We start from the raw sequence: 26,989 nt of genomic DNA on the forward strand, positions 1-26,989 counted from the left end.
TCATCATCTCCTTAGCGATAAATTTTCTTTCCAATCGTAAATGCTTCAACCGTTTCTCTATCGATCTCATAACCGATCCCCGCTACTTGTGGAACTTCAATATAGCCATCATTCACCACAACTTCTGGTAAAATAATATCCTTCTCCCAATAATGACTAGAACCCGCAGTGTCTCCAGGCAAATCAAAATTAGAAAGCGAGGTTAAAGCAATATTATGCGCACGTCCAATCCCTGCTTCTAGCATGCCACCACACCAGACAGGAATCCCTTTAGTCTCACAATAATCATGAATTTTCTTGGCTTCGGTCAACCCGCCAACCCGCCCAATTTTAATATTAATAACCTTTGTACTGCCGAGTTCGATTGCTTTTCTTGCATCTTCCAAAGAACAAATACTTTCATCAAGACAAATTGGCGTACGTATTTCTTTTTGTAGCTTGGCATGGTCGATAATATCATCCGCATCTAACGGTTGCTCGATCATCGTAAGATTAAATTCATCCAGTTGTTTTAAAAGCTCCAAGTCCTCTAATCTATACGCTGAATTTGCGTCAGCCATCATAGCAGTATCAGGAAAATGCTCACGCAATGTCTTTAAAATACCTATTTCTAGCCCAGGCTTAATCTTCACCTTCACACGTTTATATCCTTGCTCTACATAATTCCCAACAACTTCCACTAATCTTTCAGGGGAATCTTGAATCCCAATACTAATCCCAACTTCAATTCTTTCCTTGGTACCGCCCAATGCTTGAGCAAGAGATTGATTGGTTTGCTGTGCATAAATATCCCAAATCGCGCCTTCAATTGACGCTTTCGCCATGTTGTTTTTACGAATAGGGGAAAAAATTTCACTGACTTCATCTGGATGACTGATTTCACGATTTAAAAGTAAGGGAATTAAAAAATCCTCTAACATATGCCAAGTTGTTTTCACGGTTTCTTCCGTATACCATGGCGTATCAAATGCAACGGCTTCTCCCCAACCGATCGTCCCATCTGCATCTGTTACTTCAAGTAGTAAAAACTCTTTATTTTGCAACGTGCCGAAACTCGTCTTAAATGGATTTTTCATTTTCATTTGTAAATGATGAATGATTACACTTGTTATTTTCAATGCCGCTACCTCCAGTTGCTAACAATAACTATCTTTCCATTCTCATAAAAACACGCTTTTTAATCGTCAAATAATTTTTAATTTCAAAGTTCAAATAAAATAAATTCGCGCGGACCTCGAATTCCTCTCTTGTTTTTGGAAGTTCTGTTTCACGAATTGATTCTTCATACACCTCTAAACGCTGCAATGACTCATCAATTGTTGCACCTGAGTGTACATTCTCACTAATATATTCGAAAAAATCCGCTAGCATTCCTCGTTGTTTCACATTAACCTTGGCGGTAGAGACAATACCGACAATCGCTACCATTCTCTTTAATATTTCTAATTGATCCCCGCGCATCTGATAATAATTATAGTCTTTATTATCGGCACGGAAAAAATGATTTTCAATATCTTCTATAACAATCGCTTTCGATTTATTAATAAGTTCTTCCACATCGAGAAGTTCTTGACCATCCCATTCTCTGCGACTGTTCCTTAAAAATGCAGCGAATTCATAAAGGATCGTTGCAAACTTTTCTTCTACTCGGATCATATTTTTTTGGATATCTTTTTCATGATTTGGCATGACAAGATTGACGAGAATCGCAATTCCCATACCGATAAGAATAATATAAAGTTCATTTAAAACGGTCTGTACACTAGCTTCTTGAACCGTGTAAATATGCAAAACGATAACCATCGCTGTAATAAATCCGCTTTGTAAATTTGTTTGGATAAGGATAGGGACGAATAGTAAAATAAAGACAGCAAAGACAATCGGATTATAACCAAGTAGCTCAAAGAAGAAAACACCTAGGACAAGCGAGAGAATCGATGCGAAAAACTTATCACTTATCGTCGTTAATGTTCGTTTTCTTGTTCTTTCAATGCACATAATCACAATGATTGCTGCAAAACTTGCGAATTCTAAGTCGAGCAAAGTCGCAAGCCAAATGGCAATTCCTGCACCAACTGCTGTTTTAATTGTGCGATAGCCCATACCGACCATATAAGCACCTTCCTGTTCCTGATGATTTAAATGAATGTTATCTTTATTATAACCCATCATGTTTTTTCCTGTGAAAATATATTTTAGATTTCTGGAACCAAACAGCCGATTTTTCGTATGAATAGTAGCTAGCACATGAATGGGGGGACTTTTGATGAAAGAACTATTTATAAAGCAGAAGGTCTTTAGCGTTGGAGAGAAGTTTACGATTAAAGACGCACAAGAAAACGATGTGTATTTTGTTGAAGGAAGTTTTATGAAGATACCAAAGACCTTTCAAATCATGGATACAAATAGACAGGAAATAGCGGTTATTACGAAGAAAACATTCTCTTTTCTACCTAAATTTTTTGTGGATGTTCAAGGTGAAGAAATAGTCATGATTAAAAAAGAATTTACTTTCTTGAAGTCTAAATTTACCATTGAATCCTCTGATATTGAAGTAGTTGGTAATTGGTGGGATATGGACTTTCAAATCTTTCGGGGTGGGGAAGTGATCGGTCAGGTTAATAAGGAATGGTTTAGTTGGGGCGATAGCTATAAAGTACAAATTATGGACGAAACAAAAGAAACATTAATTATTGCACTTGTCGTTGCCATTGATTGTGCAAAGGCAGAAGATTCAGCTGCAACAAACGCAGCAAATTTCAGTAATTAAAAGCAAATAATTGTTCATGGTGGTGATATTATTTATTTCGCGTCAAAGATAGATGTAATGTATGGTGTTATTCTTGGAGGAACAAACCTCCTCATGGTGCTCATGATCATCGACAGCCTAACTGGCGATAGCCTTGATGTCATCGGAGCAATTCTCGGGGTATTGTTTCTCTGTCTATTTCTTTGGGTCACGTTTGGAACTGGCTATAAGGTTGAGGAGGACGTACTTATCGTTAGAAGTGGTCCATTAAGAACACGGATAAAGATAGAAGAAATTAATTCAATTAGCAGTAGCAATAGTATTTGGTCAGCTCCTGCTCTAGCAACGAATAGACTTGCTATTGATTATGGTTATTATAATGGGACTTTAATTGCTCCCAAACGAGAATCGGAATTTATTGCATTATTACTAGAAAAAAACCCAAAAATAAAAGTAGAAGAAAAACTTCTGCCTTAGTACATAACAAAACCCACAGCGAAAGTAGGCTCTCGTTGTGGGTTTCTTCATAAATTCAATCAGTAAACTTATCAAAATAACCTTGTATATAAACAAACGGCGTTCCTTTATCGCCACTCCCTGAAGTAAGATCGGATAAAGAACCGATTAAATCAGTGATCTTACGAGGAGTTGTGCCTTGTGCAGCAATTGCATCAACAGCTTTATCCTCGCGATTTTCAATATAATCGGAGATTGCTGCTTTTAGTTCGTCCCCGCGCAAGTGTGAAAAATCATTATCTGCAAGGTATTTTAGTTTTATTTCATTAGGCGTTCCTTCGAGCCCTTTTGTGTAGGCTGGTGAAACAACTGGGTCTGCAAGTTCCCAAATCTTACCTGCTGGATCCTTAAATGCTCCATCGCCATAAACCATGACTTCCACCATTTTACCTGTTGCTTCTTTAATTTTATCCTGAATGCCATTTACCAGAGCCTGACAAGCATTAGGGAATAATTTTACGCTATCCTCGGTTGCTTTATTCGAACCAAGTAAACCATATTCCTCGTTAAATCCGCTACCATTAATAGACTTACTTAGGATGTCATCCAAACCATAAACTTTCTCTGCGCCGTATTTATGCAGCATTTTTTTCGTGCGGAATCGTGAGTGAATATCACAAGCAAGGACATTTTTTGTATAATCTAAAATTGTCTTCGTATTATTTGAGAAGATGATTTCACATTCAATACCTTCTGCTTCAACAATACTTCGGTAATATTCAATGTAATCCACTCCAGTAAAAGCATGTTTTTTAACACCGAAATGCTCACGGAATTCACTTTCAGTTAAAACATCTGACCATGGATTGATTTCTTTTTCATCGAGTTCTTCAATGCTCACAAGATGATTCCCGACTTCATCGGAAGGAAAGCTTAACATAATCACGATTTTTTTCTGTAAGCCCTTTGCAATCCCGCGAAGTATCGTTGAAAAACGGTTACGACTAAGAATAGGGAAAATGACACCGACTGTATCATCACCAAATTTTTCTTTAATATCTGTTGCAATAGCATCAACCGTTGCATAATTACCCTGTGCACGGGCGACAATTGATTCAGTAATGGAGACAATATCACGATCTTTAATGGAATAGCCTTCAACTTCTGCAGCATTCAAGACTGTCTCTACAACAATCTTTTCTAAATCGTCACCTTCATTAATAATGGGTGCGCGAAGGCCCCTAGCTGTCGTTCCAACTGCTCTTGCCAAAATAATCTCTCCTCTAAATAATAAAGTTATGAGTTAATATTCACTTTCATCTACCTTTACTATACCTTTATTCCATGTTATAAGTAAAATTAATATAAATAATGACAGACATTAGGAGAGCTAATATGATTGCAAATTTGGATTTATATCGTGTTTTTCATATCGTGAGTAAAAACAATAGCTTTACAAAAGCGGCAGAAGAACTTTATATGACCCAATCTGCAGTTAGTCAGGCGATTTCAAGATTAGAAAAAGAACTTGAAGTGAAGCTATTCCATCGAACACCCAAGGGAGCAGTACTAACCAATGAAGGAAAAGTCTTGCATGAACATGTAAATGCAGCGCTAGGAATTCTAGATAGTGGGGAAGGGATGATTCAAGCATATAAAGGGTTGAGAAGGGGGGAATTAAGAATTGCGGTAGGTGATACGATTTCACGCTATTTCTTACTTCCTTATCTCGAAGATTTTAATGCGCGTTTTCCCGGTATAAAGTTGAAAATCCTTAACGGAACAACCCCAGAGATTTTAGAATATATCAAAGCTGGCCAAGCAGATGTAGGGGTATGTAATTTACCAATCGATGATGAGCAGTTCCAAGTGATCCCTTGCATGGAAATTCATGATATCTTCGTTTGTGGCGATAAATATAAACGAATATCCAAACAAGCAATCAGCTTCGACCACTTAATGCAATTACCGCTCATTTTCTTTGAAGAAAATACGATTTCCAGAAAATATGTCGATGGATTTTTTAAAAAGAAAGGCTACTCGCCTGCACCTGATTTTGAGCTAGGTTCTTATGAATTGATTATGGATTTTGCAAAGAGCAACCTAGGGATATCTTGCGTTGTGAGAGAGTTTTCAGAGGAGTATCTGGAAAAAGGTATTCTACATGAAGTTATGCTAGAAGAAGAAATACCAAGCAGGCATATTGGAATTGTAAAATTGAAATCCGCACCATTTTCACAAGCTGCAGAGAAATTTGTTCGGAGTATTGAGCCGAATATTTAAAGAAACTATTCTATATTGACGAACGCAGAATGGTTCGTCGTTTTTTATTGAAAAAGTAATTGGAATATTATGTTACTATTAAGATATCTAAACTGCGAATAGCTATAAAGATATCTTCAAAATCTTCTAAACGGAGAGAAGGAAAATCATGGAAAACGATAAAATAGACAAGCTTGAAGCGCGGATTACGCAATTGGAAAAAGAAGTTGAACAACTTAAAGAGGGCAGAAAAAAATCCCGCATCCCTCCAGTTGAAAAAGTACGTAGGCATCAAGAACCTGAGTCAGATCAACAGTTGGTACCACCTCATCTCCAGCAACAAGAGAAAAAGGAACCAACAGATTGGGAAACACTAATCGGGAAAATATGGCTACCACGAATTTTTATCTTTGTTTTACTTTTGGGTGTTGTGTGGGGATTCAAAATAGCAATCGATGCTGGATGGTTAAATGAAATCAATCGAATTATCATTGGTTTTATTGTTGCTGGCCTCTTTTATTACCTAGGAGATAGGCAAATTAAAAAGGATCGCATCGCATTAGGGAAGGTTTTGTTAGTTGGTTTTATTGCTACGTTACTAGTTACAACCTTTGCCATGCATATCCTTTATAGCATGATTCCGACTAGCTTTGCATTTATATTAAATGTCATTTGGGTTGCTTTAGGTATTTATTTATCCCATTTGCATCGTTCCCAGGCAATGGGTGTAATGGTTGCGATAGCAGGTTATTTGATTCCGTTCTTAGTAGCAGGATTCGGCACTTCGGCTTCCTTGCATATGATTATTCTATATGAACTCATCTATTACCTAGCTTTATTATGGTTTGCGATTCGTAACGATTACCGAATCCTCTTCTATATGTCTACAATTCTTTTACATGTTGTCTATTTTGCTTTATTAATTGTGGGTGCAAGGGTGTTGGAACCTGCCCACGCACTTCTGATGACAGTAGGAATTTTGATGCAGCATGAAGTTATCTTCTATACGTTGATAAAAGGAAAGATAGAAAAATTAAATGCTTTTCCACTTTTATTCTCTAGCTTCCTTGTCACGATACTCTGGGCGAAGTGGGGCTTTGCGTTTTATGAACTGGCTTATTTATTTACCGTTTACCTTATTGTTACCACCATTCGTTATGGATGGGTTGCTTATCAAGCTAAATTGAAACAAAATGCCAAATTACTTTCCATTGGAACTACTCTAGCTACTTTAGGTATTTTAGTTCTGACTTTGGATTTGGTAGAAAATCAATATGCGATGGGTTCTCTTCTTCTTATCCAAGGAACTTTAGCTGTTTATGTAGGATATACTTTCCAATCGAAGATGCAAAAGGTTATTGGATATTTCATCTATTATTTTACAGCCTTTACCGTTGTTACAGAATACTATATTGATGGATATGAAAGAATAATTTTATGGGGAATCTTAATTGGAACACTATACCTCCATGTCATATTTAATCAAAGAAATAAAGAAGAAACACTTTTCCATGTAAACGTATCTATTGCCTTGCTTGTTCATGTTCTTTATTTAACGAACCTTGATTATTATCATTTAGCACTTGGGCCGCTCCACTGGGCTGTAATTATCGCTTCGCTTTATGTTCTGTATCGCTTAACGAAAAAAGATATGACTACTCTGATGAGGAGAGTATACCTTGCGATAAATATTTTGATTCATCTGCAATTCATTTCCTATCTTGCTGGGGAATTAATTACCGAATCTCATAATGGACAGGTACTCTTAACAACGGCTGGTTGGGCTTTATATGCATTAGCTTTTGTTTACTTAGGGATGAGCAGAGAACTCAAGTCGTTCCGGATGCTCGGTATCGGATTAATCTTCTTTACACTCTTGAAGCTGATATTCTTTGATTTAGTTTTTATTAGCCTAACTACAAGATCCATTTTATTTGTTTTCATTGGGTTGATTGGTATTTTGGTATCTCGCTTTATATATGGTAAGACGAAGTAACGGAAGCTATTAAATAACAAAAAAAGGAACAAAACTTTAATGGTTTTGTTCCTTTTTAAGCTTATTTTTTCTTTTTCGTAAATAAAATAATAAAAAAATGCCAAGCGATAATGTTCCAATAATAATCGCTGCAAACATTAAATTCCTTTGATTCTCTTTTTCAGCAATATAACTTGCTGTCAAAAGAGCTAGTTTTTCATCTGCCTCATCAACTTCTATTTGTGTTGCAATTGGGTTTTCCATTGTGGATTGTGCTAGCTTGAATACTTCTTGATACTCGCTTTCGAGTTTCGAATCATCTAAAGCCATTGCACGATCAATCGTCGTTTTGAGGTTATCCTTCGAAATGGGTTCACCTAAGTTTTGAATAAATGCATAGGTTTTCGGAGCTTTTTCTTTCAATTCTTCATGTGTTTCAATGCTCAAATAGTAATAAGCAAATGATTCCGCAAAGTATTCTTCAGGAAAAGCATTATAATCATCTGCTAAGAAATGTTGTTGTTCTTCTCGATGAATACGGAGAAATTCATTGGATTGGCTAATATCATCGAGTACATAAAAATCAATTGGATGTGCAACTTCGTGTAATTCTAAATTAATCGAACTGTGTACGCCCTCCACAGGGTCACTTCTTCCAATGATGCCAAAAGTAACTGGACCGCCTCCACCTACAACATCATCCCAAGTTCTCCCTGTACCTTCATAACCTCTTGGTACAACACCTTTTAAATGGATAAAGTCCACAAGTTCTGTCATGGGAAAATTTATTAATTTGAACACAATACCCTCTTCGATTAAACCATTGTAGAGATCTGGTGGAATGCGTTGCACGCGTTCAATCATTTTGAATGCTTCTTCGCGGTCATATTCCCCTTTTGTCACAATCATAAAAAGATCATCAACCTTTTCTTCCACCTGTTTTTCAGCAGAAGTTTCCTCAAATCCATAAAACAAAAAGCCAACTACAAAAAGTAATACCAAGGTAATGACTTTGTATAATTTTCTTTTCAACTAATATCTTCCCCCTCATATTTTATAATTTACTAAAAAGGAATATGAAGTTGTTCTAACCTGTTGTTTTTTATTTAATATATCACAAAATTGAGAAATCTTCTATCTAACTAAAAATGCCAATAAAAAAGACAGTTGAGGGAGGTTTTCAACTGTCTATAGGAACTTTACCGGGAAATAGTGAATTTTTTTTCATCTAAATAGTTATTTAAAAATAATGGTTGAAGCTTTCTACTAACCATCGTTGTTATTCCTAAGATAATCAACATTAATCCTACAAATATATAGTTAAAAGTATGTGTCGCTGTACTTGGTAGTTCACTTCCACCACTTGCAGCAACAACTATATCCTCTGATTCAGAGTCGTTACTCTTCTCATGTATTACAGCATCGACCTCATCTTCGGAAAGATCTGTTGGATTTTCCGACTGAGCATTAGCTATTTCTGTAGCTAAATTTTCTAAAGCTGTATCGACTTCTTCCTGTGTTGCATATGGATCTTGACTGACAATATAAGCATTATCTAATGCGTTTATAAAATTTGTTGGACTCGTTTCTTCTACAAGATGGATTGCTTCATCAATCGCTGTATTTAAAAGATTTTTGTCGACGGAAATTACTTCTTCCTCATCTTTCGGCTGACTTACTGCAAATTGCATCGCTTCTCGTAGCTGCACCTCAGCTGTATCGATTTCCTCTTGGGTAGCAAGGGGATTATCACGTACTGTGATTGCATAATCGAAGGCATTATAAAGTTCTTCTGTAATAAGACTGTCATCCATCGCACGTAACTCTTCAATTGCTTGTGTCAGCCTTTCGATAGAAGGCTCTGGCGGTTGTTCTTCACCTGAAAGACTTTGGAAAAAGCTATATGTTCTTGGTGCCTGTACTCTTAATTGATTACGACTTTCATCACTTAAAAAGTAATAAGAGAACGCTTCAGCAAAATACTCTGATGGTGCATCGAAATACACATCTGGAAGGAAATTTAGCTGTTCTGCCTGATGAATTTCTTTAAATTCTGCTGAATCACTAATATTGCCTAAAACAAACTGGTCAACAGGATGGCCAATTTCATGTAATTCTAAGTTAAATGATCCATGACTATTTTCAATAAGTGGCTCACTGTATCCAATTCTCGCAACAGAGTTAATCCCGCCTGCACCTGGTACGTCATCCCAAGTTTTCCCTTCATTTTCCCAACCAGCGGGAATCTTTCCAGCTAGGTCGGAAAATTGCTCTAGTTCTGTAATTGGAAAGTTTACTAGATACATTTTTACACCTGAATCAATAAGACCTTGGTATAAGACTGGGTAGATACTTTGAAGTCTTTCTACCATTTTTGTTGCTTCCGAACGATCATACTCACCATTTGTAACAATTGTTATTAGTTCGTCTATTGCTTCACTTTCTTGCGTTGCTGGGTTTTCTTCTTCTGTAGTTGACTCGTTTAAACTTTCATCTTCTGATTGGAGAAATTCTTGATAGCGTTCTTCGGTGTGAATAATTTCTGTATGTAGTTCAGCTTCTAACATTTGAAGGGTAGCTTCAGTGGCTTGATTATTTGCTACAGCTTCTTCAACGTTATCAATTGAGGCTTCTAATTCAGAAACGATTATAGTTTCATCGATTATTTCTATGAGTGCATTTGCTTCTTGTGTTAGTTCAATTAGTTCATTATGTGCTTCATCTATTTTTAAAAATTCATCTGCATCAGAGGGTTCAGCAATGACATTCGCTGAGAACAACATGATAAAGATACTGGAGAATATAAGAATTTTGTTTTTCATAAGATGACCTCCCCGTATTGTGACTTAGGTTAAAATAGCTAAGTTATTTTTAAATACCTACAAAGTGCCTAATATTTCGAAATCTATAAAGCTAGTTCTATCTCTAAAGACCTCTTTGTAGCTATTAGAAATAATTACCTTTGTAGTTTGTTTTCTACCCTTAGTGAAACGAAGATAAACCTCTAGAATGCTAATCTACTAGTTTTTAAAGAGTAAACTTTTACTTAGATATTTCAATAAGAATTTATAAGAAAGACAGCCTCAAACTAAAGTTGTGTTTAAGGCTGTCTTAAGGGGGGTGAAAAGAACACTATAAAACGAACTAAACTAGTTCTAACTGATGCTTTTGCATGAAAGTACATAAGATACCTTCAAGATTAGGGCCTTCTACTTCATCTAGTTCATAATGAACACGTACAGTAGGTTTATTAATTGAAATGACTCTGGATAAATCAATTGGTGTACCAATGATGACAGTATCACAATCTGAATTATTAATTGTATCCTCTAAGTCTTTCAATTGTTTCTCCCCGTATCCCATGGCAGGGACGAGATTTTCAATATGTGGATACGTTTTAAACGTTTCTTTTAAAGACCCAACAAGGAATGGAGTTGGATCGACAATTTCAGCTGCACCTAAACGTTCAGCAGCTACAGTTCCAGCACCAAGCTTCATTTCTCCGTGGGTTAAAGTCGGACCATCTTCTACGATTAACACACGTTTTCCAGTAACTAATTCTGGTTTATCTACGGTAATCGTTGATTCTGCTTTAATAATTTTGCTATTTGGACTTACCGTTTTAATATTATTTTCTACGATATCAATTGCTTCTTGTGGAGCACTATCAACCTTATTAATAATTGCAATATCGGTAGTTCTTAGACAGACCTCGCCTGGATAATATTTGAGTTCATGACCTGGACGATGGGGATCAAGAACAGTCACAGCTAAATCAGGCTCATAGAAAGAGAAGTCATTGTTACCACCATCCCAAACAATGACATCACAACCGTCTGGATCATTTTCTGCAGCTTCTAAGATTGCTTCATAATCTACACCTGCATAAATGATATTGCCTCTCTCCACATGTGGTTCATATTCTTCCATTTCTTCAATTGTACAGTTGTGCTTTTTAAGGTCATCAATTGTCGCAAAACGTTGGACACGTTGCGCAGTTAAATCACCATATGGCATTGGATGTCTAATAGCGACTACTTTTAGATTATATTTTAGTAGTGTTTCTATGATTTTACGAGATGTCTGGCTTTTCCCTGTTCCAGTTCTCACTGCAGTAACGGAAATAACAGGTTTGTTACTTTTTAGCATCGTATTATTTGGTCCAAGTAATTTAAAATCAGCACCTGCAGCATTTACAATTGCACCAATTCCCATTACGTCTTCATAACTAATATCGCTGAAAGCAAATACACATTCATTCACATCAAACTCTTTGATTAAACTTGGTAGATGTTCCTGTGCATATATTGGAATTCCTTCAGGATATAATTCTCCTGCTAATTCGCTTGGATATTTTCTTCCATCTATATCAGGGATTTGAGCAGCAGTAAATGCCACCACATTATATTCATGGTTATCACGATAATACGTATTAAAATTATGAAAGTCTCTTCCAGCCGCACCAATTATAATTATATTTTTAGTTTCCATTTGATTCACTCCAACTTTTTAAAAGAATAATTATAATTATACTTTATTATGTATATTTATGCAATAGTTTTTATATTTATTAGAAAAGAAAAGTATTAAAACAACTCCCAATAAGTTGGAAGTTGTTTTCTTAAAGAATAAGTCCTTGGTTCAAAATTGTTATCTCCACCTTTGGATTTACTTTAATCTGTTCATAGTAATTTTCTCCTTTAATTTCATTCCAAATGGAAGGGTGGAAGGCAATTAATTCTCTGCCTAAACCTAGGATATCGCTTTTACTTTCAGCAAGTTTATTAAATAAACCTTCAGCTTCTTTAGTAAGCTGTTTTGATAATTGTTTACTCAGAGATTCTAATTTTTCCTGATTATCTAGGATACCTTGGGGATACTCGTTGATATTTACATCAAGTGCAATAGAGATATCCATATTCACTTTTTCTTCTTTTGTCACTTCTAGGTCTCTTTTTACTTTACTTATACTATAGGTAACGACTTCATCTTCTGTTTGTTCCAACTTATTTGTAAGGACAGTCTTTCGGCCTTTCTTTTCCATAAATAGTAATAATAAGGTGCTTTCTTCTATTGAAAGATAGTTTCCTGTGAAGCTACGGTCATGGAATAAAGCAGTTCCTTGCACTTTTAAAATCTGATCTTCATCATCGATTTCTACGTAAGGAAGAAAAAAATCTCGTCCTTCATCAAAGATGTGTCTCACAACAGTTTGCACCGTGACAGAAGGAATTTGTGTTAAATCTTCACTACTAGTAATCATTTCATAAAAGTATTCTGCTTTTTCCATTTCATTTTCATTCAAGCTTTGAATGGTTTCTTCGGCGCTTTCTGAACTTAAAACAACTTTAGAATTCACATTTGTTCTTGGCTCACGATAAAGGGAATCAAAAATATAGTAAACATCATCCATTGCGATATCATTACCTAAAATGACTGTTCTTCCTTTTACCGGGTCAAAGTCTCCAGCTACACTAACGTCCAAATTTAAACTGGCTTCTTTAATATTTTTTCCTTTTCCAGCTAAGACTTCATTTGAGATAGATGTTTCCCCTCTACTTGAATTGCTTATATTTAAATTTCTGATTACTGCAGTTACTACAAAGTTACCTTGCTTGTCTAAGTCTACCCCTGTCAAATAGACGGTGCGTATATCTTTCAATAGCCTCTCATTCCAGCAACCGGTTACAATAGGTAAAATGAGTAGGATTAGAAATATTAAAATGATCCTTTTTTTCTTCATAGCTGTTTACGCCTTTCTTTTAAAAATAATCGCTATTAAAAGAAGGATGGAAGGGATAATCAAACCAAAAATAATGGTTAATAGCTGAATCCATCCTCTAAAATCGTGTATTTCTAAATAATTATGACATACAATCGATAAGCAAAAGACTGCTATACCAGATAAAAACACGGCTAGCTTATGCTTCACATGAAATAATTTACTAATCCCGATACTACCAACATAGCCGTAGCTGATAATAGAGGTGGCTATTACAATTCCCCAAATCATTAAGAACACTAAATCCAAACGCTGTATGACATGAATATCTATTGCTCTCAACATAAAAAGTACAGGTTCTAATACCAAAGGGAACTCATGTGGACTAAACATCATGGTTGATATAAAAGTTACATAGGTGTAAAGCAAAGTAATGAAAAGTACTGCAATTATAGATCCCTTAGTAGATGAAAGTTTCTGTGGTTGCTTTACAAAAGCAAAATAAATGAGTAAAGTTTCAAAACCGGTAAAGGCTGGCATAGCATTAATAGAACCATGAAGAATCGTTCGAAATCCGTTGGCACCCACAGGAAAAAGGTAGCGAAAATCAAAATAAGGATCAAAGAAAGTAAAGAGAGTAATGAAAAACAAAAATAAAACAAAGACAAATAAAAAGGAAAATAAATAGACCATATTTTTAATCTTCCCAATACACCCATAGATGAGAATCAATATTCCGATAGCAAGAAATATAGATCCTGGTGTGTCAGGAAAAATCCAGCGAATGAAGATATCATTGATATTAACAAAAATATAACTAACAATTATTAAGAGGTGAGTTATATATAGGAAGTTAATGATACTTCCAAGTATTTTACCTACAATTAGTTTGCTAAAATCAAATACGGTTAGATGAGGAAACCTTTTACATAAGAACCAGATCAACAAAATGAAGAATGGAATAGAAAGTCCTGTAAGTAATACTGAAATCCATCCATCTTGAGCAGATATTCTAAAGACATGAAAGGGTAGTGACAGAATACCGAGCCCTACTATTGTCTGTACTATTATAAAAAACAGTTCAGGCTGACTAATACGGGTCTTCACTTTCATTTAACTTCCACTCTCTTTCCATTTTTCGTTTTTGAATTCGAGTAGAATCTTCTTGAATTTCTTTTTTCAACCAGATAGGACTTCGAATGAGTGTGTCTTTAAATTCACTCACTTTTAATGGAGCAAAGGGAGTGAAGTAAGGAACACCAAAGGAAGTAATACGGGAAAAGTGGATCATGATTACGATAACCCCTATCATAATCCCGAGAAATCCGAGTGTTGCTGCTAGAATCATTAATGGAAACCCAAGGACGCGAATAGAGCTACCCATATCCATATTCGGCTGAACAAAAGAAGAAACAGCAGTCAAGGCAACGATTGTTAACCCTCCATAGGAAACAAATCCAGCTTCAACCATTGCTGTTCCAACTACGATAGCACCAACGATACCAAACGTTGAGGCAACAGATGATGGTAAACGTATGGATGCTTCTCTTAATAGTTCAAAAATCAACTGCATCGTCATCAATTCTACTACTGGTCTAAAAGGTACATAGCTTAAAGATGATTGAAAGGAATAGACAAGCTCTATGGGGATGATTTCATAATGAAAGGTAACGATTGCTATATAAAGTGCCGGTAAAATCAACGCAGTAAAATAACTTATAAATCTAAGAAACCTAAAGAACGATCCTAATTCCCAACGGCTAGTATAATCATCAGGTGATTGGAGGAACATCACAAATGTAGCTGGTAAAATCAACACTTTTGGGTTGCCATCTACAATTAAAACTATTTTGCCTTCCTTTAAATTTGCTGATGCCCGCCCAGGAAGCTCCGTATCTAAAAGTTGAGGGAAAGGGGAAAATGTCTGATCTTCCACACAATCCTGTATTTCTCCTGGTGACCGGATATAATCTAAACTTATACTTTGAATTCTTTCTTCTATATCTTTTAGAATTTTGGGATCTGCTAACTCGTCTATATATACCAAGCAGACATCTGTAGTAGCCATATTTCCTAACGTGTATTTCTTCACTGTAAAGCGAGGTGTTTTCACCCTTTTTCGAAGTAAATAGATATTATTATCAATATTTTCTACAAAGCCTTCATGTGGTCCTAAAACTGTTTTTTCTATAATAGGTTCAGAGATCGTTCTTCCAATCGATGCTGCTACATCCAGCAAGATACACTCCTGTGGGTTTGTTCTTTTTATTAACAGTCCGTTACCTTCTAATAACCCATTTATGGCTTCTTCATTAGTAGTTATAACTTTAATTTCCTTGCTGATTAGTACATTTATAATATCGTTATCCTTTAATTTTGTAAGTGGTTCAATGACTTTAGATTCTAGCTTTTCTTGATCAACCAAGGGTGAAATATATAGTATGATATATGGTTCTTCTTTTATTTGAATGTCACGGCTTTTTAAATCATCCGTGTTATTTAATTGTTTTTTTATATTCTCAAGAGACAATCTCTGTCGAATAGTAGGCATATTAATTTGCTTCATATCTTCTTTATTTTTCACTACCATCGCTAGCACCTCTATCTCATGGTGTTTTTTTTAGCTTGTACTAATAGGGAGTATGTATACATCATAGAGTTTGTATTTATTTAAAAAACAAAACAAGCACAGACTTAGCTCTGTGCTTGTTCAGGTTAAAATTACTAATTTTTATAGTCGATGACGTATCAATTTCTTAACGTTTCTCTGAAAACTCTTTTCTAAAATAATCTGCCGCTTCAACCATTTTCGCGCCATACCAAAACATCTCGCCATCAATAACTCTAGGTTTAACTTCTGGAAGCATCTGTTGGAATTCTTCTAAGTGCTTTTCTCGAAAAGGAAAAGGTTCGGTTGCTAGGAGAATCTCATCGAGGTCGGCTGCTAATAAGTCTTCTTCCGTGACGATGGGATACCTTCCTTCCATATGTATGAATGGATTGATAAAGCCCATATGATCCAATAAAGACTGGATATAGGTTTCTTTACCAACGACCATGTATGGTTTTTTCCATATGACATATGCCACTCGTTTATTTTGTTCTCTAGGCATTTTTTTGAATGCAGTTTTTATATTTGTTTCTAGCGTATGTGCTTCTTCTTGATGAGAAGTAATCTTTCCTGCATCCTGAATCATTCGATATACATCGTTAAAGTCTTGAATTTCAAAAACAAATACGGGATAGTCTTTTTCTAAGGTTTCAACGATTTCTGGAGTATTTTCTTCCTTTTCGGCAATAATTAAATCGGGCTTTAGTTCATGAATTCTTTCTAATTTAATTTCTTTTGTTCCACCAATATTCACAGCGGATTTTACTTTGTCTTCTGGAAACTTACAAAATCTCGTTCGACCAATGATTTTATTTTCGAGACCTAAATGGTATAAAGTTTCTGTTATTGCAGGCACTAATGAGATGATTCGCTGTGGTTTTTCATTTATATTTAATTTTCTTCCTAAATAATCGATAATTTCAGGCATAAAATCCCTCCTAATAGGGAATGTATAAAAATATACACTCGTTTTGTTTATCATAACCTTATCATTAATTGAAAGTTTAATAAATATGGATGCAAATTACTTAGAAAGAAGTAAATTTTACTCCGTCTGGTATCAAGTAAATAAAAAATATAAAGTAGGAGGAATGTGCAATGGGTAAATTAAAAGATCAGGTTGCAATAATTACAGGGGGTGTTTCAGGTATTGGAGCTGCAACCGCAGAACTATTCGCTGAAGAGGGAGCAAAGCTAGTTCTAGTGGATGTGAATGAGGAGGTAGGTACAAAATTTGAAGAGAAATTAAAATCCCAAGGTAGAGATGTTGTATTTATTCAAGCGGATGTAACGAACGAAGCAGATGTGAAAAATATCTTCGAAACGACATTATCAACGTATGGTAGATTAGACATTATGTTTAATAATGCAGGCATTGGAGCTGTAAAACCAACAGAGGAATTAGACTATAAAGAATGGAGAAGAACAGTAGAGATTGATTTAGATGCTGTATTTCTATTTTCGCAAGCTGCTATTAAAGAGTTCTTGAAGTCTGGAAAAGGCGTAATCGTCAATACTGCTTCCATGTATGGTTGGGTAGGTTCACCTGGAAGTGCTGCATATAATGCTGCAAAAGGTGGGGTCATCAACCTTACTCGTTCATTAGGATTAGAATATGCAGAGCGTAACATTCGAGTAAATGCCCTTTGTCCTGGATTTATTGAAACGCCAATTCTTGGTGAAACGGATAGAGAGTTCTTATCAAACGCAACGCCGATGAAGCGTTTAGGTACATCAGAAGAAATGGCAAAAGCGGTTTTATATCTTGCTAGTGATGACTCTTCCTTTATGACAGGTAACTCACTTATTCTTGATGGTGGGTATACGGCACAATAATTAAATATCAAAAAAAGGGCTTCAAAATCACAAGAATTTTGAAGCTCTTTTTTGATGGAATTTTACTTACAAATACTTCTTCAATTTCGGAACAACCTCAGTAGCTAGTCTTTCAATATTCTTTGCTACCATGTCAAATGGCTGACCACCAATGTCCATTTGTCCAATGAATCGTGTGTGACCAAATAATTCATGTTGCCTGAGGATTTTCTCGACGACTTGGTCAGAGCTTCCTACAAATAAAGCGGTGTTCGGAGCGGCTGCAGCTTCAAAATCTGCTCGGTTCATGTGCATATAAGAACCACGCTGTTTGCTTACATAATCCCAGTAGTTTGAGTAGAAAGGATAAAATTCATCCATTGCTTGTTCAGTCGTTTCGCCAATATACATATGACCTGTAACTGCAACTTTTAATTTATCAGGTGAATGTCCTGCCTGTGCACCTGCTTGCTTGTAAATATCAACAAGTGGCTGAAAGCGTTCCGGTTCTCCGCCGAGTATTGCTAAAGCCATTCCTACGCCGAGTCTTCCTGCTCTAGCAGCACTATCAGGCGTTCCACCAACACCAATCCAAATTGGCAATTTTTCTTGGTAAGGACGAGGTGCGACTTCAGCGTGCTCAATCGAAGGACGAAATCTTCCGTTCCACGAGACAACTTCATTCTCGTTTGCTTTCAAGAGAAGATCCATATGTTCTTCAAAAAGTTCATTATAATCATCTAGACGGTAACCGAATAGTGGGAAGGAATCTATGAAAGCTCCCCGGCCAGCAAGTATCTCCGCCCGACCTCCTGATAGTAAATCTAAAGATGCAAAATCCTGAAATAAACGTATAGGGTCAAGTGTACTTAAAACACTAGTCGTGCTTGTTAATTTAATTTGCTTTGTCGCCTGAGCAATCGCTGCTAAAACAACAGCAGGAGAAGATACCGCATAATCTAGGCGATGATGTTCACCAACTCCAAAAATATCCAACCCAGCTTCATCTGCAAGTTGCGCCGCTTTAACAATCTCATCCATTCTTTGCTTAGCAGATGGTGTCTCTCCGGTTAAGGGATTTTCCCCTATATCAGCTAGGGTAAATATACCAACTTCAAATTTTGACATTTATTTTCCTCCAATATATTATCTTTCATTAGAATTAATGCTAACAAGGCATTATTGATTTCTTGATTGATTCTTTATTCATTTATACACTATGATGAAAAATATATCTAAAGATTGAATTTGGAAGAAGGCACAACGTTGGGAAGCTATTACAACAATCGATTCTAGAGAAAAGAAAAATGCATGTTACCTGCACTAATTTTCTAGTTTAGGAAACACGCATTTTCTTGCCTTAAGCAGGCATATTAATTGTTTCATTTTTAGTTGTAGAGATGTTGTTCTTTTTAAATCTTTTTAAAATATATGGAAGAGTGATTCGATCTAAACCATAATAATAGCTTGCTGATCCAGCGAATAATAAAACAATTGCGAGTGTATATAATGTAGGGTTCGTGCTAAGTGTTCCTGCTAATAAGAAGTTCAGATTCATAAAAGCAGCTGCGAGTAATGCAGGAATTGTTGCAACTCCTAAGATCAGTCCTAAACCAACGAAAAGCTCGCCCCAAGGAATAAGAATATTAATAAGTCCGATGTTAGGTAAAGCAAAACCTTCTACGAATGAGGCATACCAGCCTTGTACAGTTGGGTTGTCTCCAGTAGCGTTTGCTAATGTACCTTGCAGAAATCCACTTGCATCGAAATCTCCTGTGACTTTTCCAATACCAGCGTTAAACCATTGAATACCAAGCCAAATTCTCAATACCGTCCATACAATAGCCATTTTTGAACCTTTTAATATGTTTTTCATCTCTCATTCTCCTTTACCAATTTATTATGTGAAATAATTCACAATTTTTTTGATTTAAATATAATATATCCATAGTATAAATGCAATATACTTGTGTAGAATGTCACATAAATATCACAAATAAGAAAACGAGAATTTTTAAGTGTGGAGGAGAACTTTTCAATAGGGATTCTTAAAAATAAATCTACTTAATATACATTAATTAACGAAACACTAAATAAATTTTATTTATAGTATCTTGGTAATGTGTTAAAATATAGAATATACAAATAATTAGAATTGGAGATTAAATGAATGAGAAATATACCTATCATTCACAGCCAACTTTCACCACCGCCGATTCGCAATCGTTTTATTCAACGGAGTAATATGAATAAAAAGCTTGCTGGATTGGCTAATTACCCGTTGACTTTGTTGTTTGCCGGTGCAGGTTATGGTAAAAGTACAGCTCTAGCTCTTTATGCAAATAGTAATCAAAAGCCTGTCTGCTGGTATGCTATTTCAAAAAATGATGATGATCTCTTTCCTTTTCTCATAAAACTTATAGAATCCATTCGTCAAAAGTATGCTACCTTTGGGAAATCGATTGAACAGGAATTATTGCATCTGGACAACTATATTACAGATGAAGAGATATATAGATTAGCAACGCTTTTTATTAATGACGCCGTAAAACAACAGGATAAAATCATTCTAATTTTAGATGATTTTCATCATGTACTACAGTCCTCTGAAATTGAAAAGTGGATTTTTCATATCCTTGAGTATATGCCTGCCAATCTACATATCATTATTTCTAGTCGAAAGAAACCTCGTTGGAAATTACTGCCGAGGCTACGTGGACAAGGAGAGTTATTGGAGCTAACGCAATATGATTTGATTTTTACACCTGAAGAAATGTCCTACCTACTAGAAGAGGTTTATGCGATTGAAGTGACAAAAGAAGATATATCGAAAATCTATCGGATGACAGAGGGATGGGCAATCGCTTTTAATATGTTAGTACAACAAATAGAAAGTGCAGATTCCATCCAATTAATTCTTCAAAACCAAAAGACTTCATTAAAAGACTTCTTTGCATATTTAGCTACAGAAGTTTTAGCGAAACAATCGTTAATTACACAGCAATTTCTGATGCAATCAAGTATTTTTCAAGAGCTAACTCCAGAAGTTTGTGATCAAGTACTTGAAGTAGGTGGTTCAAAAGCTATTTTGAGTGGTCTTGTGGAACAGAATTTATTTATTGAGGAAATCGAGGGAAATGTCTATCGTTATCACGCACTTTTCCAAGCTTTCCTAGAAAACTTATTTATCCAAAGACATGAAGCTGAATATAAAACGCTTCATCGACGAGCTGCAGAGTATTATAAAGGTAAAACGGATATTGAGTCAGCACTCTACCATTATAAACAAATAGGAGATTCGAGTAGAATATCTTCGCTAATTTATCAATATGGTTTAAAGATTCTTCACTCTGGAAGACATCAAGCGCTTTATGATTTATTGCTTAGTGTTGATCCGATTGATAAGGGAAAATATCCTATTCTGTATTTTTACCAAGGTGAAATTGAGCGTTACCGTTCTTTATATGAGCAAGCAGAAAAAAGTTATGATGCTCTAATTACTTCAATTACTGATGAAAATAAAAAAAGTGATTATCTATTGAGTTTGGCATTCGAAGGAAAGGCGCGGATATACTTAGATACCATTCAACCAGACCATGCAAAACGCTATGTCAGTGAGGCAATCAAGCGAAGAGAGAAAACTGCTGCTTCTGTAGATGAGATGGCAAAATTATATCTATTAATGTCGGAAAATTTACTAAACGCTGGCAAGGCGGAAGAAGCACAAACTTGGTTTGAACGTGCGAATGAAATCGAATTGCCGTTAGAAAATAGTAATCTTCAAGCTAGAATTTATTTACGAACAGGAAAATTACAAAAAGCAAAAGAATTATTAATGAAAAATTACTCTCATGCAAATATGGAGGAAAGTCATCTAGCCCAAGCACATCGAGAAACGAATCTACTTTTATCCTTTATCAATGGATTAATGGGGGAAGCAGAAACAAGTAAAGAATTAGCTACATCAGGAATTCAGCTAGGTTTAACCATCCAATCTCCTTTTGTTGAAGCTTGTGGCTGGATGCGATTGGGTCATGCAGTTCATTTGCTTGACCGCTATGACAGTGAACTCGCAATTCAATGTTATAAAACGGCACTTAATATGATGGAAAATATTAATGTATCTCGTGGAAAAGCAGAACCATATATGGGGCTAGCCATTTTATATGGAATAAATCGTGAATATAATCAAGCAAGAAAACATGCGGAGAAAGCCTTGGTTGAAACGGATAAAGTAAGTGATCGTTGGTTATCTAGCTTGATTCGAATAGGCTACGGCATGACCGAAGTTTATGAAAGACGATTTGATAGAGCAAAGGAATTATTCCATCAAGCACGTACCGAATTGGAAGTGTGTGGTGATCAATATGGTTTAGCGATTGTGTCCTTTTGGCTTTCCTATATTGCATACCTAGAAAAGGATAACAAAGCTTTTATTCAGGAAATGACCAACTTTCTTAAGAAAATTGAAGAAGAAGATTTTATTTTCTTTCTAAAAAGAAGAACTATCTTTGGTCCAAATGATATGCAAAATATTATTCCATTATTATTGGAAGCTAGAAAGCTAGAAATCGAACCTCAGTTTACCTTGCGGATAATAAATGAACTTGGTTTAGATGGTCAAATAGAAAACCATCCAGGTTATACATTGAAAATACAAAGCCTAGGCCAACTTAGAGTTTGGTTAGGGGACGAAGAAAGAGAAGTACAAGACTGGCAACGTGGAAAAGCAAAAGAATTATTTATGCTATTTATCACTTACCAAGAACAGTTATTAAGGAGAGAAGAAATCTTTCAGTTTTTATGGCCAAACTTAGATGAAGAAACTGCAAATAAGAATTTTAAAGTTGCATTGAATGCTCTTCATAAAGCAATTGAACCTGATAGAAAAGCAAGACAAGAAGCATTTTTTATTAATCGAGAAGGCAGTTCCTATCAATTGAATGCAGATTCAGGTGTGGAGCTGGATAGTTTTTATTTCGAAAAACTAATTCAAGAGGGCATAGAAAAAGCGAATGATGAGCAAGCACAAGAAATATTAGAAAAAGGATTGAAGTTATATCAGGCAGATTATTTAGCTGAATTGCAATATACAAGCTGGATCGAAACGGAAAGAAAAAGATTGCAACAAATCTTTATAAGAGGAGCAGAGAAGCTTGCCCAAATACATGTTAGGTTGCAGCAATTTAACCAATGTATTAATTGGTGCGAGAGAATTCTTGAATTAGATAACACTTGGGAAGAAGCTTATCGTTTGTTGATGTATTGCTATTACCAAAATAATAATCGACCGCAAGCGATGAAGTGGTATGATCAATGTTGCAAAGTGTTAGAAGAAGAACTAGGAATAGAACCAATGGAGCCGACGACAGAAATGTACGAAATGATTATTGAAGCTGAAGAGTTGGAGATATACTAAGCGGAGGTAAAATAAAATGCTGTGGAATCTCTCGCCTTTTTTGATTGCTATTTGTTCCATTTTAGTTGGTATTTACGTTTTTAGAAATACGAAGCATAAAAGATACTTTAGGTCTTTTGGTGCGTTAGCTGGTGTTAATCTATTAGGGGGTTGGTCGTTATCCCTTTACTTTAATTTTTTAATAGGTTTAATCTTATTGGTGGTTCCATTATTTATCTTTATCTATGAATTTTATATTTATAAAAAGGTTAATTAGACTATGTTTATGAAGTGAATAGTTAAAAAAGGAGATGCTTACTTAAAGCACCTCCTTTTTTAAAACCTATTTATAAATGATTTGTATTCCTATTGTGGGTTGTATCATGGCTTGGGAACATACTTCTGTTTTCCGTGTCATGTGCTAGGAATGTTTGATAGACATTGTTTTCTTGTTCTTCTTCGACTTCAACCAAGACAATAATTTTTCCGTCTCTAAGATACCCTTCGTATTGTTTTGCTTGTTCCTCTGGGATACCAAGTCCAACGAGTGCACCGACGACACCACCGCCACCTGCTCCAATACCAGCCCCGGTTAGTGCTGCTGCTATCGGACCTGCTGCAGCGATTTGACCAACACCTGGTATCGCTAACAGTCCAAGACCTAATACCAATCCACTAAGTCCACCGAGCACGCCACCAGTTGCGGCACCAATGCCTGCACCTTTACCGGCATTTTTCCCGCGTCCTTCATCATTTGTAATAACTCCAGAATTCGTTTCTTCCTCTAGTACATGGGCTTTACTCTTGTCATGTACAAATACAGAAATATCCTTTTTATTATAGCCACTATCTCTCAAATCAGTTAATACTAATTCAGTAGTTGCTACATCGGAGAATACTCCACCGATAATTCTTTTGTTCATATCAAGCCCTCCTTTGGTACGTTTGTTTTCTCTATACCCGATGAGGATTAATTTAATCAAAGATTAGTTATTTAATTGTTAGAAGATCACGATAGTATTTGTCAATAACTTTTAAACCGAATGTGGAGGAAGATATATGTGACTATTCTGTTATATGAGTATATAATTATAGGAAAGGAGTGGGTTAAATGAAGTGGCAGGAAGCAAGAGAGTTATTTCCGAATCAATTTCTTTTAGTGTCTATTCTAGATTACCATTATGATGGTGACAAGAAAATTGTTGATGATGTAGCGCCAATCCGTCCAATTAAAGAAGATGAAGCGAATGAATCTTTTTTTAATGCAGAAGAAGGCACAATGGTTTACCATACGGCCAACGAGGACTTTATCATTCATATTCGTAAAGATCCTTTGATGAAAGTGAGAAAATTCTAATGGAACTCATTTATGATGGACAACTTATTACTACTTCCTTCATCGTAACTTACCGTAGCAAGTCATTAAAGATAGATGATGCTATCATAGATACAGGGTCCTCCCACACTGTTATTTCTCCTGATATATTAGAAAAGATTGGTGTTACTTATGAAAACGGAGATACCATCTACGAAGCCTATGGTATTGGGGGTAGCGTTCCCTTTTATACAAAAACAATGGATAGTTTAAAATTGATACATTCACAATGGAGAAGTTTGAAGTAGATGTAGGGATGCTACCAAAAGAACACCCTGCTCTAATTGATTAGATATTTTAAAACGATATAACTTCATTATTGATTTGGGGAGATTAAAATTATTTCCATCAACGCAATAAAAAAGGAATCTGAATAAGTCAAACTAGGTGTGCGATAATCCATGAAGAATTATCGCTCTTTTTGTAGAAGTAGTTAAAGGAAAGGTAAATTTAACAGTAATTGGAATATACATAAGAGTAATGATTAAAGAGAGGTGTTTATTTGCTTAAGATACTTCGGTATGTTTTTGCGTTAGTAGCTATGTTATTTGCCATTTACGGATTAATTACAAGCGATCTTATACTACAACCTTATATGCTGCTTTTCTTTGGTTTAATGTTATTGATTATGGGGTTAGAAGCATTTCGAGAAGAGCAAAAAGCGTCAGGTTGGTTTCTTGTGGTTGTTTTTCTATTATTATTTTCAAGTTCTATTCAAACGCTTATATTACGCTAATAAATGTAATTATTGATATGAAGTTGTTGATGCGATAGCTCAGCCAAAGGAGATAAAAGTGATGACAAACTTAAATCTTATAAAGTCAATTAAAGGAAAGCTATTTGGGGGAATCTACGGAAGAACTCTTCATGTTCATAAATATAATGACGAGATTATTATCCATTGCTCGGAGCCACTTATGAGCTTTCATTCTTCTAAAGGTAACTTAGATGAACAATTTTGGTTGTTCGAATGGGAAGAACTTGAAACAGGAGATGATGTTCTTTTGATAAATGAAGGGAGAACACCAGAACCACTGGACTTTGAGATTATTGATAGTCCTAATCAGAAGTATATTGTTTTAGCCTCCAGTTTCTATACCGAGAAGGATCTAATACAGGGAGTATCATGCTATGGCTTTTTTGAGTCAAATCAGGAAAGATTAACATCAGTTGTAATAAGATTAGAAGACTCGTTTATTCACATAGAAGCATCTCCAGCTATTGAAATCAGGATCACCAATGAAAAGCCCGTTATTGCTGAAGGTTTGAGTCTATTGGTATCATCGTAAAGTGCGCATTTGTCTTTTTAGTTAGTAAGACAGAAAAGTTTAATAGGAGGTATTCCTTGAAGACATTAAATATGAAACATTTGAGTTGGAGTTTAGTGTTCTGTATAGTACTAACGCTTTTAATCCCGAGTAAATTTTTGAGCGAAGGAATGGGAAGATACAGTTATGGATTTTCGTTTAACTATATAACAATCTATCAAGGAGAACCTAACAGTGCATGGTTTCTTTATAATTTTTTTAACGGAAATGCTGGTCTGTTAATAAATTTAACTTACTATGCTAAAGGCTATGTTAATTAAAGAGGTATTAACTACTTTTGTTGTAGAACTTAATGGTGTTTTCTAGAACAAAACAATTATAATGGGAGCGTTTATCATGTGGAAGAAACAAATCGTAAATACTACTCGAGGAGAGTTTGAAATATTTATAAAAGGTGAAGGAGAACCTATTTGCATCACTCATCTGTATAGTGAATTCAATGAACTAGGCTCCTATTTCGCTGATGAGTTTACAGATTACTTTAAAGTAATTTTAGTGAATTTACGGGAAACAGGAAATTCCTGTAAAGCAGAAGAGGAATATTTACTAAGCATGGATGAGACCGTTTATGATTTGGAAGCGATAAGAGAAACTCTAGGATATAAAAAGTGGGCGTTTGGTGGGCACTCTACTGGAGGAATGCTTGGTTTGAAATATGGAGTTATTGCTCAAAACTCTCTTACGAAGATGGTTGTTGGGGGAGCAGCTGCATCCAATAAGTATATGGAGCATCCAGGGAGTATGTATTGTCCAAAATCACCAATGAATAAGAGAGTGTTGGAAATTTTAGAGATCTTAAAGACCTCCAATGATCGCGATGAAAGAATTAGTGCAGGCATAGAATGGTCAAATATGTCTTTGTATTATCCAGAAAAGAGAGAGGAATATTTTAAAAACCCGAGTAGTGGTAGGACAGTAGCAAAACGCTTAGATTATTACTCTTATACTGAATTACCAACATTTAATGTAGTAGATCAATTGAAAGATATAAAGATTCCAGTTTTCGTATATTGCGGAGTGCACGACGCACAATGTCCATTCGTATTTTCAGAGGAAATAAATGAGAATCTATTTAACTCTATTCTTTTTAAATTTAATTATAGTAACCACAGTCCATTTATCGAAGAGAAAGAATTGTTTAAAGAAATGATTGTTAAATTTAAGGAAGTGGAAGCTCAGGTTTTACTAGACTAGAGTCAATTGGACCAGCTGTTTCTGGGAGGTCTCTTACGATCTACCAAATGATTACTTTGTATATTGATTTAAGGAATTGCTGGAGAATGCAGGATTTGAGATAG

General features: G+C 35.5%; 25 protein-coding genes. 12 read left to right on the forward strand and 13 right to left on the reverse strand.

Features of this window, described 5'->3' with window-relative positions; genetic code table 11:
- Positions 1 to 11 precede the first annotated feature (11 nt).
- Both menC and ACXYMZ_RS00905 read right to left on the reverse strand, forming a co-directional pair.
- On the reverse strand, positions 12 to 1,118 hold the full coding sequence (gene menC / locus ACXYMZ_RS00900) for an o-succinylbenzoate synthase (RefSeq protein ID WP_458946463.1): 1,107 nt from the start codon (positions 1,116 to 1,118) through the stop codon (positions 12 to 14).
- Positions 1,119 to 1,146: 28 nt separating this feature from the next.
- Positions 1,147 to 2,169: an aromatic acid exporter family protein gene (locus ACXYMZ_RS00905; RefSeq protein WP_458946464.1), complete on the reverse strand. Its 1,023-nt coding sequence runs from the start codon at positions 2,167 to 2,169 to the stop codon at positions 1,147 to 1,149.
- Positions 2,170 to 2,266: 97 nt separating this feature from the next.
- Between ACXYMZ_RS00905 and ACXYMZ_RS00910 the strand changes: the two genes are divergently transcribed.
- Entirely contained in the window at positions 2,267 to 2,770 is a 504-nt protein-coding gene (locus tag ACXYMZ_RS00910) for an LURP-one-related/scramblase family protein (protein WP_458946465.1), read from the forward strand.
- A 57-nt stretch (positions 2,771 to 2,827) separates the two neighbouring features.
- Entirely contained in the window at positions 2,828 to 3,226 is a 399-nt protein-coding gene (locus tag ACXYMZ_RS00915) for a PH domain-containing protein (RefSeq protein WP_458946466.1), read from the forward strand.
- A gap of 55 nt (positions 3,227 to 3,281) precedes the next feature.
- Here ACXYMZ_RS00915 and ACXYMZ_RS00920 read toward each other — a convergent pair whose 3' ends face one another.
- Positions 3,282 to 4,475 carry a coenzyme F420-0:L-glutamate ligase gene (locus ACXYMZ_RS00920; protein ID WP_458946467.1) on the reverse strand — a complete coding sequence of 398 codons (1,194 nt, stop codon included), beginning with the start codon at positions 4,473 to 4,475 and terminating at the stop codon, positions 3,282 to 3,284.
- A 125-nt stretch (positions 4,476 to 4,600) separates the two neighbouring features.
- Between ACXYMZ_RS00920 and ACXYMZ_RS00925 the strand changes: the two genes are divergently transcribed.
- Positions 4,601 to 5,488 carry a LysR family transcriptional regulator gene (locus ACXYMZ_RS00925; protein WP_458946468.1) on the forward strand — a complete coding sequence of 296 codons (888 nt, stop codon included), beginning with the start codon at positions 4,601 to 4,603 and terminating at the stop codon, positions 5,486 to 5,488.
- 148 nt (positions 5,489 to 5,636) lie between these two features.
- Positions 5,637 to 7,463: a DUF2339 domain-containing protein gene (locus tag ACXYMZ_RS00930; protein ID WP_458946469.1), complete on the forward strand. Its 1,827-nt coding sequence runs from the start codon at positions 5,637 to 5,639 to the stop codon at positions 7,461 to 7,463.
- 36 nt (positions 7,464 to 7,499) lie between these two features.
- Here the strand turns inward: ACXYMZ_RS00930 and ACXYMZ_RS00935 are convergent, their stop codons facing one another.
- The 7 genes from ACXYMZ_RS00935 to ACXYMZ_RS00965 form a co-directional block, all read right to left on the reverse strand.
- Positions 7,500 to 8,474, reverse strand: a complete 975-nt coding sequence (locus ACXYMZ_RS00935) for an anthrax toxin lethal factor-related metalloendopeptidase (RefSeq protein ID WP_458946470.1) — start codon at positions 8,472 to 8,474, stop codon at positions 7,500 to 7,502.
- 167 nt (positions 8,475 to 8,641) lie between these two features.
- Positions 8,642 to 10,264, reverse strand: coding sequence for an anthrax toxin lethal factor-related metalloendopeptidase (locus ACXYMZ_RS00940; RefSeq protein WP_458946471.1), 1,623 nt, complete (start codon positions 10,262 to 10,264; stop codon positions 8,642 to 8,644).
- A 322-nt stretch (positions 10,265 to 10,586) separates the two neighbouring features.
- Entirely contained in the window at positions 10,587 to 11,933 is a 1,347-nt protein-coding gene (locus tag ACXYMZ_RS00945) for a cyclic 2,3-diphosphoglycerate synthase (RefSeq protein WP_458946472.1), read from the reverse strand.
- Between the two features lie 130 nt (positions 11,934 to 12,063).
- Positions 12,064 to 13,185, reverse strand: a complete 1,122-nt coding sequence (locus ACXYMZ_RS00950; protein ID WP_458946473.1) for a Ger(x)C family spore germination protein — start codon at positions 13,183 to 13,185, stop codon at positions 12,064 to 12,066.
- Positions 13,186 to 13,191: 6 nt separating this feature from the next.
- Positions 13,192 to 14,277, reverse strand: coding sequence for a GerAB/ArcD/ProY family transporter (locus ACXYMZ_RS00955; RefSeq protein ID WP_458946474.1), 1,086 nt, complete (start codon positions 14,275 to 14,277; stop codon positions 13,192 to 13,194).
- Positions 14,255 to 15,754: a spore germination protein gene (locus ACXYMZ_RS00960; protein WP_458946475.1), complete on the reverse strand. Its 1,500-nt coding sequence runs from the start codon at positions 15,752 to 15,754 to the stop codon at positions 14,255 to 14,257. The genes ACXYMZ_RS00955 and ACXYMZ_RS00960 overlap by 23 nt, the downstream gene beginning before the upstream one ends.
- Positions 15,755 to 15,920: 166 nt before the next feature.
- The gene (locus tag ACXYMZ_RS00965) at positions 15,921 to 16,703 is read right to left on the reverse strand and encodes an ABC transporter substrate-binding protein (protein WP_458946476.1); all 783 of its coding nucleotides are present in this window, start codon (positions 16,701 to 16,703) and stop codon (positions 15,921 to 15,923) included.
- A gap of 170 nt (positions 16,704 to 16,873) precedes the next feature.
- On the opposite strand from ACXYMZ_RS00965, the gene ACXYMZ_RS00970 reads away from it, so the two are divergent.
- Complete coding sequence (locus ACXYMZ_RS00970) at positions 16,874 to 17,611, forward strand: SDR family NAD(P)-dependent oxidoreductase (protein WP_458946477.1); 738 nt, start codon at positions 16,874 to 16,876, stop codon at positions 17,609 to 17,611.
- Between the two features lie 66 nt (positions 17,612 to 17,677).
- On the opposite strand, the gene ACXYMZ_RS00975 is transcribed toward ACXYMZ_RS00970, so the two are convergent.
- Positions 17,678 to 18,718, reverse strand: coding sequence for an LLM class flavin-dependent oxidoreductase (locus ACXYMZ_RS00975; RefSeq protein ID WP_458946478.1), 1,041 nt, complete (start codon positions 18,716 to 18,718; stop codon positions 17,678 to 17,680).
- A gap of 232 nt (positions 18,719 to 18,950) precedes the next feature.
- Positions 18,951 to 19,466, reverse strand: coding sequence for a DoxX family protein (locus ACXYMZ_RS00980; protein ID WP_458946479.1), 516 nt, complete (start codon positions 19,464 to 19,466; stop codon positions 18,951 to 18,953).
- A gap of 294 nt (positions 19,467 to 19,760) precedes the next feature.
- On the opposite strand from ACXYMZ_RS00980, the gene ACXYMZ_RS00985 reads away from it, so the two are divergent.
- Complete coding sequence (locus ACXYMZ_RS00985) at positions 19,761 to 23,009, forward strand: BTAD domain-containing putative transcriptional regulator (protein ID WP_458946480.1); 3,249 nt, start codon at positions 19,761 to 19,763, stop codon at positions 23,007 to 23,009.
- Between the two features lie 326 nt (positions 23,010 to 23,335).
- On the opposite strand, the gene ACXYMZ_RS00990 is transcribed toward ACXYMZ_RS00985, so the two are convergent.
- Complete coding sequence (locus tag ACXYMZ_RS00990) at positions 23,336 to 23,911, reverse strand: general stress protein (RefSeq protein ID WP_458946481.1); 576 nt, start codon at positions 23,909 to 23,911, stop codon at positions 23,336 to 23,338.
- 188 nt (positions 23,912 to 24,099) lie between these two features.
- Here ACXYMZ_RS00990 and ACXYMZ_RS00995 point away from each other — a divergent pair, with 188 nt between their 5' ends.
- The 6 genes from ACXYMZ_RS00995 to ACXYMZ_RS01020 all read left to right on the forward strand — a co-directional run bounded on the left by ACXYMZ_RS00995 (position 24,100) and on the right by ACXYMZ_RS01020 (position 26,885).
- The gene (locus tag ACXYMZ_RS00995; protein WP_458946482.1) at positions 24,100 to 24,345 is read left to right on the forward strand and encodes a hypothetical protein; all 246 of its coding nucleotides are present in this window, start codon (positions 24,100 to 24,102) and stop codon (positions 24,343 to 24,345) included.
- A complete protein-coding gene (locus tag ACXYMZ_RS01000) occupies positions 24,345 to 24,611 on the forward strand; it encodes a retropepsin-like aspartic protease (RefSeq protein WP_458946483.1) in 267 nt (88 codons plus the stop codon). Before ACXYMZ_RS00995 ends, ACXYMZ_RS01000 begins: the two co-directional genes overlap by 1 nt.
- Before the next feature lie 254 nt (positions 24,612 to 24,865).
- The gene (locus tag ACXYMZ_RS01005; RefSeq protein WP_458946484.1) at positions 24,866 to 25,099 is read left to right on the forward strand and encodes a DUF3953 domain-containing protein; all 234 of its coding nucleotides are present in this window, start codon (positions 24,866 to 24,868) and stop codon (positions 25,097 to 25,099) included.
- A 61-nt stretch (positions 25,100 to 25,160) separates the two neighbouring features.
- Positions 25,161 to 25,652, forward strand: a complete 492-nt coding sequence (locus ACXYMZ_RS01010; RefSeq protein ID WP_458946485.1) for a hypothetical protein — start codon at positions 25,161 to 25,163, stop codon at positions 25,650 to 25,652.
- Between the two features lie 56 nt (positions 25,653 to 25,708).
- A complete protein-coding gene (locus tag ACXYMZ_RS01015; protein WP_458946486.1) occupies positions 25,709 to 25,951 on the forward strand; it encodes a hypothetical protein in 243 nt (80 codons plus the stop codon).
- Between the two features lie 76 nt (positions 25,952 to 26,027).
- Positions 26,028 to 26,885: an alpha/beta fold hydrolase gene (locus tag ACXYMZ_RS01020; RefSeq protein ID WP_458946487.1), complete on the forward strand. Its 858-nt coding sequence runs from the start codon at positions 26,028 to 26,030 to the stop codon at positions 26,883 to 26,885.
- Positions 26,886 to 26,989 lie beyond the last annotated feature (104 nt).

Source organism: Oceanobacillus sp. CAU 1775 (assembly GCF_054482815.1).